This is a genomic window from Clostridium ragsdalei P11, from assembly GCF_001675165.1.
Classification (GTDB): Bacteria; Bacillota; Clostridia; order Clostridiales; family Clostridiaceae; genus Clostridium_B; species Clostridium_B ragsdalei.
The window spans coordinates 1-16686 of record NZ_LROS01000040.1; the positions used below are offsets into that span (position 1 = coordinate 1).

Consider the following 16686-nt stretch of genomic DNA (forward strand, 5'->3'; position numbering starts at 1 on the left):
AGCCAGGATCAAACTCTTAATTTAAAAGTTTATATGGCTCTATAGAAAATCAATACTAACTTCGCATTTCTGCGTCAAACCTTTCGCTGTGGTGCTCATTTACTTAAGTAAACTCCGCTCCTCGCTCAAGGCTTTCCTTGAACTACTCGTTATTATTGATTTTAGTATATTACTAAATGTAATACACCAAATTACGAAATTACTTTTTTAGCTGCTCTCGCAGCTCAAAAGAATTGCTGGTTTATTCTAAATAAGTTATACTTATATCTTCCTCTGTTTAATTTTCAAGGATCATTTTGCCGCCTCACTTCGACAGCTTTTATAGTATATCATTTTAAATTACATCTGTCAACACATTTTGTTATTTTTCTTTAAATAAAAACTGTTGACTTAATCTGTTTCTGTAATCTCCATGACAACGAAACTTATTATATCACAGCCTATGATTAACTAAATTTACTCGCTCCGGTATTTTTATAACTTAATCTGCATTTTCTCCTTTATACTACTTATATTCACCATTTTTCTCACATAGATACACATGGATATGTTTATACTTAATTTATTCTAACAGAGCACTATATTACCCCTTTTTCATAAGTAATATAGTTATTATATATCATTAAACAATATCCAATAAGCTTTAAATTTAAGCTATGTTTAATAATAACATTGATTATATGACATTTTTTAAGGAAAAAACAAATTGAATAAAATTAAGATAAACTCATTTTGTGGCAAACACTATGAAACTTTTATACATCCATTCTTTCAGTTTACTATGAAAAACATTGATATGCTGTATATGATGTATACCCTACTTATGCTTCTAACGCTTAATCTGTTGTAACATGGTAGACGTGTAAACTCATTAAAGGTCTTTCGGCAGGACTTATATATATATATCTTCGTTTTCTACTCATATCCATAAATCTGTTAGGATCACAGATAAACAGAGTTCTTGGCATCAGATGGAGTTTTAACTTCATCCGATGCTTAGAAATCGTTATCCAGGGACGTAGTCGCTCTTTACTCCCACTTGCAGAAGTAGGAGTATTAGAGCGAGTAGTCATCGGATAAACCTATAACTCAACTTTCGCGCATATAAAATTTTGACTTAATATGAAAAAATTATCATCTAAATGAATTTACAATTAACAGTTCACAATTCCGGTAGATTTTTCTCCGCTGTGCTGCGAAAAATTTTAAATTTGAAGTTTATTGAAGCTTTGCTTCAATAATGCTATATTTTAGATTTTCTGAAGTTTTAACAAAAGAAAATTATCCTTAATTGTGAATTGTGCATGGTGAATTGTGAATTAATTGCTTTGCAATATTTAAATACAAAAAAAGTTTCGGATATAATCTGAAACTTTTTTAATAAAAATTAATAACCACCTTGTGAATTTATCCAAAGTATTATTTAGAAGTTCTCTTCTTTCTTATTACATCAATTCCTACAGCTAAAATTATAATTGCACCTTTAGCAAACCTCTGCGGTCCCTGTTGTACATCTAGTAGGTTCATTCCATTCGCAATTACTCCCATAATTAAGGCACCAATAAGTGTTCCAACTATACCGCCTTCTCCACCGGTCATACTTGTTCCACCTATAGCTACTGCTGCTATAGCATCAAGTTCATTTCCATCACCTGCAACTGGTACTGCTGAATCAAGCCTTGCTGTTAAAATTATAGCAGCTATAGCACAGCATATTCCTGAAATCGTATAAACCAACATCTCATATTTATCCACATTTATTCCTGAAAGTTTACTTGCTACTCTATTTCCTCCAATAGCATACATGTATCTTCCAAACTTTGTGTATTTAAGCACATAATAACCTAATGCAAATATTACTGCCATAATAATTGCAGGTATTGGAACAACTCCAATAAATCCAGCAAAGCTTTTAAACCCAGCTGAGAAAGAATATACTGGTTGTCCATTTGTTATAGTATATGCAAGTCCTCTAGCCATAGTCATAGTTCCTAGTGTAGCTATAAAAGGTTGGAGTTTAACCTTTGATATTAAAATTCCATTTAAGAAACCAATAGCTGCCCCTAGTATAATACCTACTAAAATAGCTAACCCAACAGACATTCCTGCTTTCATGCATAATGCCATAATAAGTCCTGTAAATGCAATAATTGAACCAACAGATAAGTCGATTCCTCCAAGTAATATTACAAAAGTCATACCAACAGATATTATTCCAATTTGTGCAATCTGCTGCAATATATTAAATACATTTTTTACAGTAAGGAAATCTGGAGACAACACAGCCATAACTACAATTAAAACAACTAATGCAATGACAACCCCAAGCTTATCCAATATGTCATTTATACTAATCTTTTTCTTTTTTTCAGTATCTTCTAACTGATTCATCATTCTATACCCCCTGTTGCATAATGCATTATTTTTTCTTGAGTAGCCTCTTCCTTATTTAATTCCCCAGTTATTTTCCCTCTGCACATAACTAATATTCTATCGCTCATGCCAAGTACTTCAGGAAGTTCTGAAGAAACCATAATTATTCCTACCCCGCTTTTAACTAAATCATTCATAATATTATAAATTTCTATTTTAGCACCTACATCTATTCCACGAGTAGGTTCATCCACAATTAAAACCTTTGAATCAGATAATAGCCACTTTGCTATAACAATCTTTTGTTGGTTTCCACCGCTCAGTGTACCTGCAATTTGTCTATATCCTGAAGACTTAATTGATAATTTAGATATATGATCTTTTATTTCTTTGACTTCTTTTCTAAGATTTAATTTTATAGGATTACTAATATATTTGTGAAGGGATGCTAGGGTTATATTTTGACCTACACCCATCTGTAAAACAAGGCCTTCATCTCTTCTGTTTTCCGTTACAAATCCTATACCATTTTTTATTGCTTTCATAGGGGAATTTATTTCAACTTTTTTACCTTTTAAATATATTTCACCAGAATCAAATGAATCTATACCAAATATAGCTCTCATTACTTCTGTTCTTCCCGCACCCATAAGACCAGAAAATCCAAGTATTTCGCCCGATCTCAAACTGAAATTTATATTTTCAAAAACTCCTTTTTTAGTTAATCCCTTAACCCTTAATATTTCTTCTCCTAAATCAACTTTTACTTTGGGAAATTTTTCTTTAATTTCTCTTCCTACCATTAATTTTATAAGTTCATCTATAGATGTACCTTTGATATTAACTGTTTCTATAGTTTCTCCATCTCTCATAACAGTAACTCTATCACCAATTTGAGCAAATTCCTCAAGTCTATGAGAAATGTATATTATAGAAACTCCTTCAGATTTAATTTTTCTCATTATTTTAAATAAATTATCTATTTCTTTTTCTGTTAGTGCTGCTGTTGGCTCATCCATTATTATGATATCAGAGTGAACCGATAGTGCTTTTGCTATCTCAACCATTTGCTGCTGGGCAATTCCTAAACTCTTTATTGGTTTGTCTACAGGTATATCTACATTTAAGTAATCAATCATCTTTTGTGCATCATTGTACATTTTTTTGAAATTAACCTTGCCAGGCACCTTGGATTCAGGCTCTCTCCCAAGATATATATTCTCAGCAACAGTCATGTAGGGAACTAAATTAAATTCCTGATAAATTATACTTATTCCAAGTTTCTCAGCATCTTTTGGAGAATTTATCTCTACTTTGTTTCCGTTTAGTACAATGTCTCCGCTATCTTTTGAATATGCGCCAGAAAGTATCTTCATAAGAGTTGATTTACCTGCACCATTTTCGCCAAGTAAAATATGAACTTCTCCTTTTTTAACTTCAATTCCCGAATTTTTAAGAACTGTAACTCCTGAAAAACTTTTAGTTATGTTCTCCATTTTCAATATAGTTTCTGACAATATTACCCCTCCTTTTGTGACAAATTATGTAGCTAAATATTTTACTCTTAGAAAATGTTAAATCTAACATTTTCTAAGAGCAAATATAGAATTATTTTGCTTTATAAGTACTAACGTTACTCTTGTCTACTACAAAAGTCTTTGTCTGATCTAATTTATTTGCCATTTTCTCACCTTTTAAAGCTTTAGAACAATCTATTATACTTTCTTTACCAATTTGTTTTGGATCTGTATAAATTGTAGCAGTAGTTTCTCCCTGTGCAATTGAATCTAAAGTAGCTGGATTTCCATCTATACCAATAGTAACTCCATCCTTAACTCCTGCTGATTTGAAAGCTTGAGCTGCACCTATTGCCATTTCATCGCTCAATCCATAATACATATTTATAGCCTTATTAGCTTGATAAAGGTTAGTTGCAACATTCATGCCTTTTTCTCTCTGCCAGTCAGCTGGTTGTGTAGCTACAATCTTTATATTTGAGTATTTTTTAGCTTCATTTACAAATCCACCTTTTCTATTGTCTGTAAATACACCAGGAAGACCCTCTAGCACACCAACATTAAATTGTTTATCTTTAAGTTTAGTTCCTAAATACTCTGCAGCCTGAGCTCCTGCTTGTTTTTGGTCATATCCAACATAAGCATAGACATCTGCACCCTTTATTGGACTTAATGAGTTAAATACAACAACTGGTATCTTTGCATCATTTGCTTTTTTTACAACAGCAGCCATAGTTTTATCATCTGTAGTACATATTGCTATAGCATCAACTTGTTGAGTTATAACGTCTTCAACTATTTTTAACAATCCATTGAAATCGTCTTCTGTTTGAGGAGCCAATACCTTTATGTTAAATCCTTCTTTAGCCGCTTCTTGCTTTGCCCCTGTAACAGCCTGAGTATAAAATGGGCTTACAAGTGATGGCGGAATAAATGCTATCGTTTTCTTTTTACTGCTTGTACCAGAATTTGAAGTGCTCGTACTCCCACATGCCATGAGACCTATACTTAGAACTAATACAAGTCCACATAGTAGAATTGACCTCATGCTTTTTCTAATTGATTTAAATTTAATCATTTTTTAATCCCCTCTCCTTTTAATTAAAAAATCAAGTTTATATTGTAAATTTTTATTACTAATCTTAGCAATTGTAATTACTGTTAGGGTCTTCATCGTATCCATATTAGTCCCTTATATTCCATTAAATGAAAGCGATTTCTTAAGTTCATAATAATATTTGTTCGTACAAATGTCAATTGTTTTTTGTGATTATCAGTATTAATTTTTATATTTTGTCATAAAATCAACCTACTTTTTATTAATTACTATCTTTTGAATTTTATTGCTATATTTTGACCTATAGCTTGAAAAATATAGGGAGTACCTTCTCTAATGATAAAAAAATCATCAGAAAAGACACTCCCTATTCAAAGCAAAACCTTGTTTTATTTATTCTTTTTATATATCAGTTATAAGACCATATAAAATCTGTAAGTACATTTATTAGTTATTTTCTGCACTCATTTTACTTTTTCTTAATTGTAAATCCTTCATAATGCGTGGATACTCTTTGTCAAGTCCATAACAAAGCAATAATATAATTTGAGCAACATATATTATTATTGGAACATGAATGAACAATGCTTTTATTGAAAGTACTGCAGAAGTAGCTTGTACTGCTTGTGCACCATTATATCCTCCCCAAGCTAAAATCCATCCTGTTATCGCTGTACCAAAACCTATGCCTAGCTTTTGTCCTAAACTACCTCCACTATAAAGCAATCCTTCATTTCTTATGCCTGTTTTCCATTCCCCATATTCTATAGTATCAGGAAATAATGCCCACACTCCTCCTAACAAGAACGCTTGACCAAAACCTTTAACAATTTGAGAAACCATAACAATTGTTAAACTATATGGATTTATTATTGTAATTAAGTAACCAACTATGCTTATTATTGAACCAATGATCATAGCATTTCTTTTTCCATATTTATCATAAACTTTTGAAATCATAAGGAATCCTACTAATACTGGAGCTAAATATGCAATAGTTAATCCTCCAACTAAAGAGGAATTACCAAGAAGATATTTAGCATAATACACCGTACTACCTTGATTTATCGCATATCCAATACTATAAACTATAAAAAATATAGTTGCTATAAACCAATATTTATTTTGGCATAAAGCCTTTAGACTAATTTTCAAAGGAATCTTTTCCTTTTTGATTGGTTTTACCCTTTCTTTTTGCGTTTTAAAAACATAAACAAATAATAATAAAGAAACTACTCCTAAAACTGAATAAGTTAAAGCCCAGCCAGGTTGTTTTCCTCCAAATAAGTTTACTAATGGCATTGTAAGATTAGTAACAATTAATACTCCTATTTGTGCCAAAAACATTCTAAAAAGATTTAATACCTCTCTCTGATGTTGGTCTTGAGTAACCAATGAATTTAATGTGCCATAAGGAATAGCAATTGCAGTAAACGCTATCATGAGTAAATTGTAAGATATTACAATATACACTATCTTTCCAAAAGTGCTTATGTTTGGTACCATAAATATTGACACCGTTAAAACAACAAAAGGAATTGATCCCCATAATATCCAAGGACGAGCTTTACCATACTTTGAATTAGTTTTATCAACAATTGTGCCCATCATAACATCTAAGACACCATCTAAACAACGTGAGAACAACATAATAGTTCCAATAATAGCAGCAGACATACCAACAACATCAGTATAGAAATAAACTACAAACATTCCCAAAGAAGCCCACGTAAAGTTAATGGCTAAATCACCACATCCATAACCAAATTTCTCACTAAATTTTAAATTTTCTTTAAAAACATCTTTATCTTGTACTTTCATATCCACTTACCTTCCCACTCCCTTCATAATTTATTAAAATTACTTTATAATTAAAACATTCCAAGAAAGTTTTGGAAGAACAACTTTCGTACCATCACAATTTGAAAGATCTTTTTCCTTTACAGTAACGTTGTCAGGACTTTCAAATGTATTTCTAAGTTCTAAGTCATCTCCAGATAATACAAATTGCTGAGAGATTTTACGATCCCCAAAGCCATTAAATTGAAGGTCTAATTCTGTGTCTTCATCCTGGTTACAATTTAATGCAAATACTCTAATTTCATCAGATTCTTTATCATAAACAGTAGCTGCTTCTACTAAAGGTAATTCACCAAAATCACATTTGTAGCTTGCACCATTAACAGATGGTTTAAGTACAGTTCCTCTACCATAATTACTAACCATACTAAATGGATAATAAGTTGACTGTTTTAAAACTCCTCCATTTCTCTGCGTTGTAATAGGTGCTATTACATTAATTAATTGTGCAAGACATGCAATCTTTACTCTATCAGCATTATTTATTAAAGTTATTGCAAGGCCACCAACTGTTAGTGCATCTAAAAGACTATATTTTTCCTCTAAGATTGCAGGAGCTTCTTCCCATTTCTCAGCTGAAGTTACTTCAAAAGTCGTCAATCCCTGTAAATCGTCAAGGCTATCAAGTTTTATATCTTGGAAATTCCATACATTCCATTCATCTAAACATATTTTTATATCTTTTTCTTCCTTATTTTTTGCCTTTACATAATCAAGAACTCTTTCTGTATTTTTTATATGGTCATCAAGTTGTTTATATGATGCAAGAAAATTTGATGTTCCCTGATTAGTATTCATATTATAATTATGAGTAGATATGTAATCAACATAAGGATAAAGTTCTTTAAGTACAATTCTATCCCAATCCATGTAAGTAGGAAGCATTTCATAGCTACTTCCACAAGCAACTAATTTAATATCTTTGTCTACCCATTTCATAAGTTTAGCAGCTTCACAAGCTTTTTTTGCATAGTCTTCTGCTGATAAGTGGCCTGCTTGCCAGGTACCTTCCATTTCATTTCCAAGGCACCAATATTTTATATTATAAGGCTCCTTACTTCCATTTTTGATACGAAGATCACTCCAGTAAGTTCCACCAGGATGATTACAATATTCTACAAGTTCAGCTGCACTTTTAACACTACCTGTTCCTAAATTAACTGCTATCATTGGTTCAATACCAGCTTTTTTTGCCCAACGACAAAAATCATCAATTCCAAATTGATTTGTTTCAACACTTGACCAAGCAAATTCCATTCTTTTAGGTCTGTTTTCCTTTGGTCCAATACCATCTTTCCAATCATAATTGGAAACAAAATTTCCGCCAGGGTAACGAACCAATCCTAATTTTAAATCTTTTATTACTTCCATAGAATCTGTTCTGAATCCATCTTCATCGGCCTTTTCATGTCCTGGTTCATAAATTCCACTATATACAGCCCTACCTAAATGCTCAATAAATGAACTATATAAATTTTCATTAACATCTCCAATCTTAAAATGATTATCATAATAATAACTAACTTTTTTCATTTTATAACAATCTCCTTTAATTTTATTTTTGAAAGCGATTACTTAAATTAATAATAATATTTGTTCGTATAAATGTCAACATTAATTTATTTTTATAGGGATAACTTTTTATATTTCTTAAAAATTTGATCATTTAATTAGATTTTTTACAAAAAATGACCCTTATGTTATTCATAAGGATCATTTTCAAAATTTTATTTTATTATGTAAGTAAATTTAAATTGATGTTGTAGAACTTCTAATAACAATTTCAGGTTCATATAATATTGAATCACATTCATTAAAATGATTATTATTATTAATTAATCTAATAATTAATTTGGCAGCATCTATTCCCATCTTTTCCTTTGGATGAGTTATTGATGTTAATTTCGGTTCCATAATTGTTGCCATTGGAGAATCATCAAATCCAATAATTGATAAATCTTCGGGAACCTTTAATTTTAGATTATATGCAATATTTAACACCATGTATGCAATTTCATCATTATAGCAAAATATCCCCGTTGGACGTTTTTCCTGTTTTAAAACATTCTTTATTTTTTCAGGTAATAGTGTATTTGTTTCCTCTGACAGATAGGTTAAAATCTTATCTTGTCTTAATAATACATTGCTTTCCTGACATCCAGTAATAAAACCATTCATCCTGTGTACACCTTGCAGGTCATCTACCTTGAAAATACCAGCTATATTCTTATGTCCTAAAGTAATTAAATACTTTGCAGCTATATTGCCCCCCTTTAAATCATCTACACATAAGCTTGGCACTTTAACTTGAGAATAAGATGCATTTATCATAATAAAAGGAATATCTTGCTCTATTAAATTATTAAAATATCCCATGTTAGGACTTTGATATGCACTCTTCGTAGGTTCTACAATAAGTCCATCTATTTTATGTGCTAATAAATTTTTCAAATTGCTGCTTTCAAGCATTATGTTATTCTTAGTAGAAGATAATAAAAGGGAGTACGATTCATCATATAGTGTATCTTCAATTCCTCTAATTATATCAGGGAATATATAGTTGGAAATATATGTTGTAAGTACCCCAACATTCTTGTTATTTGTCAAGTAAATTTCATTTTGTTTAAAATCAGATACATATATTCCACTTCCCTGCAATCTATACAAGTACTTCTCTGCCGCTAGATCACTTATTGCTCTTCTTATAGTATGTCTACTAACCTTAAATAGCTCCATAAGTTCCGATTCTGTTGGAATTTTTTCATGTGGTTTATATTTTTCATTAACTGCCCAGCTAATAATTTCTTCTTTTACTTTTTCATATTTATGTTTCATGTTTATCTCCTGCACAAAATAATAGTTTATTATATTACACCTCATATTATAATACATATCATATTATATTAAAGCATAAAAATATAAAAAGTAAAATAATTACAATCATTGAACAATTTGTACTAATAAATTTACAAGTAACATTAATATTTAATAATACGGCAATTGTTTGTGAAAAAGTAGTTATGTTTGTTTATATTACTGTAACGAAACCAAATAATATCATTATTAAAAATAATTATTTAACAAATAATTATTTAAATGCATTTAAAATAAGTACGTATCTTTTTTTATATATTTATTGACATGTACGTATATAAATGATATATTTATCATAAAAAACCGTTTACTATTATTGTAAGGGGAGGTAATTCTATTGACTATAAATGGGAATATAGTAAAAGAAATTCAAAATGGCAAAACATCATTAGGGATAGAATTTGGTTCTACTCGTATTAAAGCTGTTCTTATTGGAAACGATTTTTCTCCATTAGCTAGTGGCAGCTTTGAATGGGAGACAAGCTTAAGGGATGGTATTTGGACCTATTCGCTAGAAGAAATCTGGAAGGGATTACAATATAGTTATCAAAAACTTTTTGCTGAGGTAAAAGAAAAATATGGTGTCACACTTTCAAAAATCCGTTCAATTGGTTTTTCAGCAATGATGCATGGATATATGGCGTTCGATAAACAAGGAAACCTACTTGTTCCATTTAGAACATGGCGTAATACCATGACAGAGGAAGCAGCAAAGAAGTTAACAGAATCATTTCAGTTCAATATTCCTGAGAGATGGAGTATTGCTCATTTATATCAGGCTATTCTCCGTAAAGAACCTCATATTGAAAAGCTTGATTTTATAACTACTTTAGCTGGTTATATTCATTGGCAATTAACAGGTAAAAAGGTTTTGGGTATTTGTGATGCATCAGGAATGTTTCCAATTGATATGAATACTCATAATTATGATAAACATATGTTAGAAACATTTAATCACTTGCCAGAAGTTGAAAAATATTCATTGAATGTAGAGAAACTTCTACCAAAAGTCTTACTAGCCGGAGAAAATGCTGGTGTCTTAACTCCAGAAGGAGCAAATAGACTTGATGTAAGTGGAAATCTTCAAAGTGGTATTCCATTATGTCCACCTGAAGGAGATGCAGGTACAGGAATGGTTGCTACAAATTCAGTTGCACCACGTACAGGAAATATCTCTGCAGGTACATCAATTTTTGCAATGGTCGTCCTTGAGAATCCACTTAAGAATGTTCATCCAGAGATTGATATGGTAACAACACCTACAGGAGACTTAGTTGGAATGGTTCATGCAAATAATGGTTATTCTGATATAGACGCATGGGTTAATATCTTTCATGAATTTGCCGAAGCAATAAATGTCAACATTCCAAGAGATCTTCTTTATATGGGACTCTATACTCAAGCATTTCTAGGTGACCCTGATTGTGGAGGAATTCTTGCATATAACTATTTTGCAGGTGAAAATATCACAGGTGTTCCGGAAGGTAGACCTCTAATTGTACGAAAACCAAAAAGTAATTTTAATCTACCAAACTTTATGAAAGCACATCTCTTTACTTCATTAGGAGCATTGAAAATTGGAATGGACATTCTCCTAAAAGATGAAGGAGTAAAGCTTGATAAGTTACTTGGTCATGGTGGATTATTCAAGACACCTATTGTAGGACAAGAAGCAGTTGCAGCTGCAGTAAATACACCAGTATCAGTTATGGAAACTGCAGGTGAAGGCGGTGCATGGGGAATTGCACTATTAGCTAGTTATTTGGATAATAAGGAAGGTAATTCCACACTATCAGAATTTTTATCTAAGAAGGTTTTTGCTGGTTATGTAGCTGATGAAGTAAAACCTGAAGCAAAAGACGTTAAAGGTTTTGAACAATTTATGAAACGTTATAAAAAGGGAATTCCTATTGAACAAGCTGCAGTGGATTATTTAATCTAGATGAATAAGTTAGAAATAATTAAGACAATATTTAAAACTAATTTTTAATTATTTATAATTACATTGTTTTAAGAAATTTCAGAAACTAAGATAATTTATCTTATTAGTGAAAGAAGGTTAGCTCATGTTAGAAGATTTAAAAGAAAAAGTACTCGAGGCTAATTTGATGTTACCAAAATACCACATGGTCACATTTACATGGGGTAATGTAAGTGGAATTGATCGCAGTCAGGGTCTTGTAGTTATTAAACCTAGTGGTGTTGAATATACAAAAATGAAAGCAAGCGATATGGTCGTTGTAGACCTTGATGGAAAAGTAATTGAAGGAGATTTAAATCCATCAAGTGATACTCCAACACATTTAGTTCTATATAAAAATTTTCCTGATATTTTAGGTATTGTACACACACATTCACCTTGGGCTGTATCTTTTGCTCAAGCAGGTATTTGTATTCCTGCAGCTGGTACTACACATGGCGATTATTTCTACGGAGATATTCCTGTAACACCAAAGATGACTAAAGATGAAATAGTAACAGATTATGAAAAGCAGACAGGAGATGTAATTGTTAGAACATTTAAGGACAATAGCATTAATCCAAATAATATGCCTGGAGTTCTTGTAAATGATCATGGTCCATTTACTTGGGGAACTGATCCTAAAAATGCAGTTCATAACGCAGTTGTTCTAGAGGAAGTTGCAAAGATTGCATATCATTCTATTCAACTAAATCCTCATAACATTAGAATGGATCAAGTTTTATTAGACAAACACTTTAAACGTAAGCATGGTAAAAATGCTTATTACGGTCAAAATAATAAGTAAAAATGAGGGGAGTACTTAATATGTTAAAAAATAAAAAAATGGAATTTTGGTTTATTGTAGGCAGCCAACATTTATATGGTGAAGAGGCATTAGCAGAAGTAAAAGAACATTCTATGGAAATTGCAGATGCTTTAAATAAGAGTGGCAAATTACCTTATCCTATTGTATTTAAATCTCTTGCAACTTCCGCCAGCCAAATAACAAAACTTATGAAGGAAGTAAACTATAATGATAATGTAGCTGGTGTTATTACATGGATGCATACATTCTCACCAGCTAAAATGTGGATTGCTGGTACTAAATTATTACAAAAGCCATTACTTCATCTAGCAACACAATTTTACGAACATATTCCTTGGAAAACAATTGATATGGACTATATGAACTTACATCAAAGTGCTCATGGTGATAGAGAATATGGTTTTATCAATGCTAGATTAAAGAAACATAATAAAATTGTTGTAGGACATTGGAAAAAAGAAAATGTTCAAAAACAAATTGCTGATTGGATGAACGTAGCCGCAGGTTATATCTTAAGTCAAGACATCAAAGTTGCACGTTTTGGTGATAATATGCGTAATGTTGCTGTTACTGAAGGTGATAAGATTGAAGCTCAAATTCAGTTTGGATGGACAGTAGATTATTTTGGTATTGGTGATTTAGTTGCTGAAATGAATAAAGTTTCCCAAAAAGACATTGATGATACTTATGAAGAATTTAAAAAGATTTATATTATGGATGTAGGAGAAAATGACCCTAAATTCTATGAGAATCAAGTAAAAGAACAAATTAAAATTGAAATTGGACTTCGTCATTTCTTAGAAGCAGGAGGCTATACTGCATTTACTACAAATTTTGAAGATTTATATGGTATGAAACAGTTACCTGGACTTGCAGTTCAGCGTTTAAATGCTGAAGGATATGGTTTCGCAGGAGAAGGTGATTGGAAAACTGCTGCTTTAAGTAGACTTATAAAAATCATGACAAACAATAAAAAGACAGGATTTATGGAAGATTATACTTATGAATTAAGTGAAGGTAATGAGGAAATCTTAGGCGCTCATATGTTGGAAGTTGATCCAACATTTGCATCTGACAAACCTAGAGTTGTGGTAAAACCATTAGGAATAGGTGATCGTGAAGATCCTGCACGTTTGATATTCAATGGATCTACTGGTAAAGGTACTTCAATGACAATGCTAGATCTTGGAACACATTATCGTTTGATAATCAGTGAAGTAAATGCTGTAGAACCTGCAGAAGATACTCCTGAACTCCCTGTAGCTAAGATGGTATGGAAGCCTGAACCAAACTTTGCTGATGGTGTAAAAGCCTGGATTTATGCTGGTGGTGGTCATCATACTGTTCTTACTCTAGGATTAACAGTTGAACAAGTATATGATTGGGCCCGCATGGTTAATTTAGAATCAGTTATTATAGATCATAATACAAATTTAAGAGATATTATAAGAGAAACTACAAAATAGTTAATTAAATAAAGGTATGTTTATTATTTAATTTTATCGTAACACAAATAATTAAGCATACCTAAATTTTTTATCTTATAAAATTTAGTATTAAAGGAGTATATAAAATGATAGAAAAAAGTGTTTTTGGTTCTTTCAAAGGAAACAACATTTACAAATATACAATGACTAATAAACATGGTATGAAAGTTTCCTGTATCTCCCACGGAGCTACTTTAACAGAAATTGTTGTACCAGATAAGTTAGGCAACTTTTCAAATGTTTTGTTAGGCTTTGACAACTTAGATAGTTATATAAAAGATAGAAAAATGTTTCTAGGAGCAGCTATAGGGCCGGTAGCTGGTCGAATAACTAATGGCTCTTTTAAAATTAAAGATATCTCCTATAACGTTCCTAAAAATGAAGGTAAAAATACACTTCATGGTGGTACTTATGGGTTTAATTCTCTCATATGGAATAGTAGCACAGAAGACTCTGAAGAAGCCACTAGTGTACTTTTTCAGAGAACTATATCTCCCGACGAAGATGGATTTCCTGGGACATTAAATGCAGAGGTTAAATATACACTTAATAACAATAATGATTTATTAATCACTTTTAGTGGATTAAGCAATAAAGATACACTTTTTAATCCTACAGTACATTCATACTTCAACTTAAATAATGACATTACGAAGTTGTTCTCAGGCCATACACTACAAATTAGTGCATCCCGTTATGCTGAAATTAATGAAGACTTATTACCAACTGGTACTTTAAAAGAAGTTTCTAGAACACCTTTTGATTTCCAGCAGCCTAAAAATTTGGAAGATGCAATTAAATATTTGCAAACTGAATCGGGACTCAATGGCTTTGACCATCCCTTTAATGTAAATGGTAAAAATATTGCTACTTTAATTAATCATGATACATGTAGGCGCTTAGACATTGAATCAGACCGTAATGCGCTAATCGTTTATACTCTTAATATTAAAGATGACACTTGGAAAGTGCAAAATCAAAAATTAGTTTCCAATATGGGAATAGCTTTGGAACCACAGACATTACCTGATGCAATTCATTATAAAAATTTCGGTGACATTATATTACCTGCAAATAAAAGAAAATGCTATAACATCAAATATCACTTTAGTTTAATTTAAAAGCAACTACCATAAAATACTAAGTTATATAAAAATAAGGGACATAGGTTTTGTTTTTACACAAACCTATGTCCCTTATTACCTTGTGGCATTTTTATTACAATACGTATTACTTTATTTCAACTTTATATTTGCTTCTCAATTCTTTATTAAATTTTGAATACTCATATTTCTGTCTTTCCTGTAATAATCCACTCTTAATAGCGTTCTTTACTTCATCATAAGATGCTATAGAAGGTTCTATTTTCTCTTCGACTTTTATAAGGTGATATCCAAATTGAGTTTTTACAGGTTCGCTAACTACATCTATATCTAAACTAAATGCAGCATTCTCAAACTCTGGAACCATTTGTCCTCTAGCAAATTCACCTAAGCTGCCACCTTGAGCCTTAGATGGACAAGTTGAATATTTTTGTGCAGCTTCTTCAAAAGACATACCTTCTGAGATCTCTTTTGAAATTTTGTTAGCTTTTTCTATACTATCTACTAATATATGCTTTGCTTTTACTCTTTCAGGCTTTTTATACATATCTTTATTGGCTTCATAATAATCCTGACTTTCTTTATCAGTTACATTAACCTTATTCATAACTTTAGATATAGCTATTTGAGTTAATATTTCTTTTTTAGCAGATTCCAGCATCTTTAAATACTCATCATCTTTTTCTAAGTTTTCGTCTTTAGCATAACTATATGCTAATTCAAAAAATACCATCTCATTAAGTAAATATTTCTTACCTTCAGCTGTATTTAATTGATTTCTCTTATCTTGTGGAAATCTATTAATTGCTTCTTTAAGATCGTTTTCTTTTATTTCCATTCCATTTACAATTGCTAACACATCATTTTGCATATAAGTTTCTCCTTAATATTTTTATATTTTATACTTAATTATTACATAGTTCAATTATTTTTTCTATATAAAATAAAAAAAGTTTCAGATTATATCTGAAACTTTTGGTGGCCAGACCAGGAATCGAACCAGGGACACGAGGATTTTCAGTCCTCTGCTCTACCGACTGAGCTATCTGGCCAAAAAACTTACCTGGCAGCGACCTATTCTCCCACAGGGCCTCCCCTGCAGTACCATCGGCACTGTGAAGCTTAACCTTCCTGTTCGGTATGGAAAGGGGTGTTACCTTCACGTCATTACCACCAGATTTATTATCGAAAATTGCTATAAGCTTCTCATATTTTCGTCAAGTCTTTCACTGCGGTGCTCATTTACACAAGTAAACTCTGCTCCTCATTCAAGCCTTTCCTCAATCTGCTCGCTTCTATCAATTTTCTTATATATTATCTTTTAAGAGTTCAAATTACTCTGTCCTCTCAAAATTGCACAGTAAATTTTTTTCTTTCGTTTTTATTTGGTCAAGCCCTCGACCTATTAGTATCAGTCAGCTTAACAAGTTGCCCTGCTTACACCTCTGACCTATCTCCTCGTGTTCTTCGAGGGGTCTTACTAGCTTACGCTATGGGAAATCTTATCTTGAGGTGGGCTTCACACTTAGATGCTTTCAGCGTTTATCCCTTCCCAACTTGGCTACCCAGCTATGCTCCTGGCGGAACAACTGGTTCACCAGCGGTCGGTCCATCCCGGTCCTCTCG

The 16686-nt window shown here is 31.6% G+C and carries 11 protein-coding genes, 1 tRNA gene and 2 rRNA genes; 4 read left to right on the top strand and 10 right to left on the bottom strand.

Annotated elements, in window-relative coordinates; all coding sequences use genetic code 11:
• Window positions 1–1419: 1419 nt before the first annotated feature.
• From CLRAG_RS14930 to CLRAG_RS14955, 6 genes are all read right to left on the bottom strand, one after another.
• A complete protein-coding gene (locus tag CLRAG_RS14930) occupies window positions 1420–2394 on the bottom strand; it encodes an ABC transporter permease (protein WP_207644823.1) in 975 nt (324 codons plus the stop codon).
• Window positions 2391–3890 carry a sugar ABC transporter ATP-binding protein gene (locus CLRAG_RS14935; protein ID WP_065079143.1) on the bottom strand — a complete coding sequence of 500 codons (1500 nt, stop codon included), beginning with the start codon at window positions 3888–3890 and terminating at the stop codon, window positions 2391–2393. Before CLRAG_RS14935 ends, CLRAG_RS14930 begins: the two co-directional genes overlap by 4 nt.
• Before the next feature lie 91 nt (window positions 3891–3981).
• Window positions 3982–4968: a sugar ABC transporter substrate-binding protein gene (locus CLRAG_RS14940; RefSeq protein WP_065079144.1), complete on the bottom strand. Its 987-nt coding sequence runs from the start codon at window positions 4966–4968 to the stop codon at window positions 3982–3984.
• 426 nt (window positions 4969–5394) lie between these two features.
• A complete protein-coding gene (locus tag CLRAG_RS14945) occupies window positions 5395–6768 on the bottom strand; it encodes an MFS transporter (protein ID WP_065079145.1) in 1374 nt (457 codons plus the stop codon).
• 39 nt (window positions 6769–6807) lie between these two features.
• Window positions 6808–8340, bottom strand: coding sequence for an arabinosylfuranosidase ArfA (arfA, locus tag CLRAG_RS14950; protein ID WP_065079146.1), 1533 nt, complete (start codon window positions 8338–8340; stop codon window positions 6808–6810).
• A gap of 216 nt (window positions 8341–8556) precedes the next feature.
• Window positions 8557–9642: a GntR family transcriptional regulator gene (locus CLRAG_RS14955; RefSeq protein WP_065079147.1), complete on the bottom strand. Its 1086-nt coding sequence runs from the start codon at window positions 9640–9642 to the stop codon at window positions 8557–8559.
• A 376-nt stretch (window positions 9643–10018) separates the two neighbouring features.
• On the opposite strand from CLRAG_RS14955, the gene CLRAG_RS14960 reads away from it, so the two are divergent.
• The 4 genes from CLRAG_RS14960 (at window position 10019) to CLRAG_RS14975 (ending at window position 15078) form a co-directional block, all read left to right on the top strand.
• Window positions 10019–11623 carry a xylulokinase gene (locus CLRAG_RS14960; protein WP_065079148.1) on the top strand — a complete coding sequence of 535 codons (1605 nt, stop codon included), beginning with the start codon at window positions 10019–10021 and terminating at the stop codon, window positions 11621–11623.
• A 124-nt stretch (window positions 11624–11747) separates the two neighbouring features.
• Window positions 11748–12449, top strand: coding sequence for an L-ribulose-5-phosphate 4-epimerase (locus CLRAG_RS14965; RefSeq protein ID WP_065079149.1), 702 nt, complete (start codon window positions 11748–11750; stop codon window positions 12447–12449).
• Between the two features lie 20 nt (window positions 12450–12469).
• On the top strand, window positions 12470–13936 hold the full coding sequence (gene araA / locus CLRAG_RS14970; RefSeq protein ID WP_065079150.1) for an L-arabinose isomerase: 1467 nt from the start codon (window positions 12470–12472) through the stop codon (window positions 13934–13936).
• A gap of 107 nt (window positions 13937–14043) precedes the next feature.
• Window positions 14044–15078, top strand: a complete 1035-nt coding sequence (locus CLRAG_RS14975) for an aldose epimerase family protein (RefSeq protein WP_065079151.1) — start codon at window positions 14044–14046, stop codon at window positions 15076–15078.
• 109 nt (window positions 15079–15187) lie between these two features.
• Here the strand turns inward: CLRAG_RS14975 and CLRAG_RS14980 are convergent, their stop codons facing one another.
• The 4 genes from CLRAG_RS14980 to CLRAG_RS14995 form a co-directional block, all read right to left on the bottom strand.
• The gene (locus CLRAG_RS14980; protein ID WP_065079152.1) at window positions 15188–15931 is read right to left on the bottom strand and encodes a peptidylprolyl isomerase; all 744 of its coding nucleotides are present in this window, start codon (window positions 15929–15931) and stop codon (window positions 15188–15190) included.
• Between the two features lie 105 nt (window positions 15932–16036).
• Window positions 16037–16112 (bottom strand) — tRNA-Phe (locus tag CLRAG_RS14985).
• A 9-nt stretch (window positions 16113–16121) separates the two neighbouring features.
• Window positions 16122–16238: ribosomal RNA gene (gene rrf, locus CLRAG_RS14990) — 5S ribosomal RNA — on the bottom strand.
• 207 nt (window positions 16239–16445) lie between these two features.
• Window positions 16446–16686, bottom strand: a 23S ribosomal RNA gene (locus CLRAG_RS14995); the annotation flags it as partial.

Bases quoted from the DNA above. Each gene is read 5' to 3' on its own strand.
- CLRAG_RS14930 (WP_207644823.1), bottom strand. From the start codon at position 2,394: ATGATGAATCAGTTAGAAGATACTGAAAAAAAGAAAAAGATTAGTATA.
- CLRAG_RS14940 (WP_065079144.1), bottom strand. From the start codon at position 4,968: ATGATTAAATTTAAATCAATTAGAAAAAGCATGAGGTCAATTCTACTA.
- CLRAG_RS14945 (WP_065079145.1), bottom strand. From the start codon at position 6,768: ATGAAAGTACAAGATAAAGATGTTTTTAAAGAAAATTTAAAATTTAGT.
- arfA (WP_065079146.1), bottom strand. From the start codon at position 8,340: ATGAAAAAAGTTAGTTATTATTATGATAATCATTTTAAGATTGGAGAT.
- CLRAG_RS14955 (WP_065079147.1), bottom strand. From the start codon at position 9,642: ATGAAACATAAATATGAAAAAGTAAAAGAAGAAATTATTAGCTGGGCA.
- CLRAG_RS14965 (WP_065079149.1), top strand. From the start codon at position 11,748: ATGTTAGAAGATTTAAAAGAAAAAGTACTCGAGGCTAATTTGATGTTA.
- araA (WP_065079150.1), top strand. From the start codon at position 12,470: ATGTTAAAAAATAAAAAAATGGAATTTTGGTTTATTGTAGGCAGCCAA.
- CLRAG_RS14975 (WP_065079151.1), top strand. From the start codon at position 14,044: ATGATAGAAAAAAGTGTTTTTGGTTCTTTCAAAGGAAACAACATTTAC.
- CLRAG_RS14980 (WP_065079152.1), bottom strand. From the start codon at position 15,931: ATGCAAAATGATGTGTTAGCAATTGTAAATGGAATGGAAATAAAAGAA.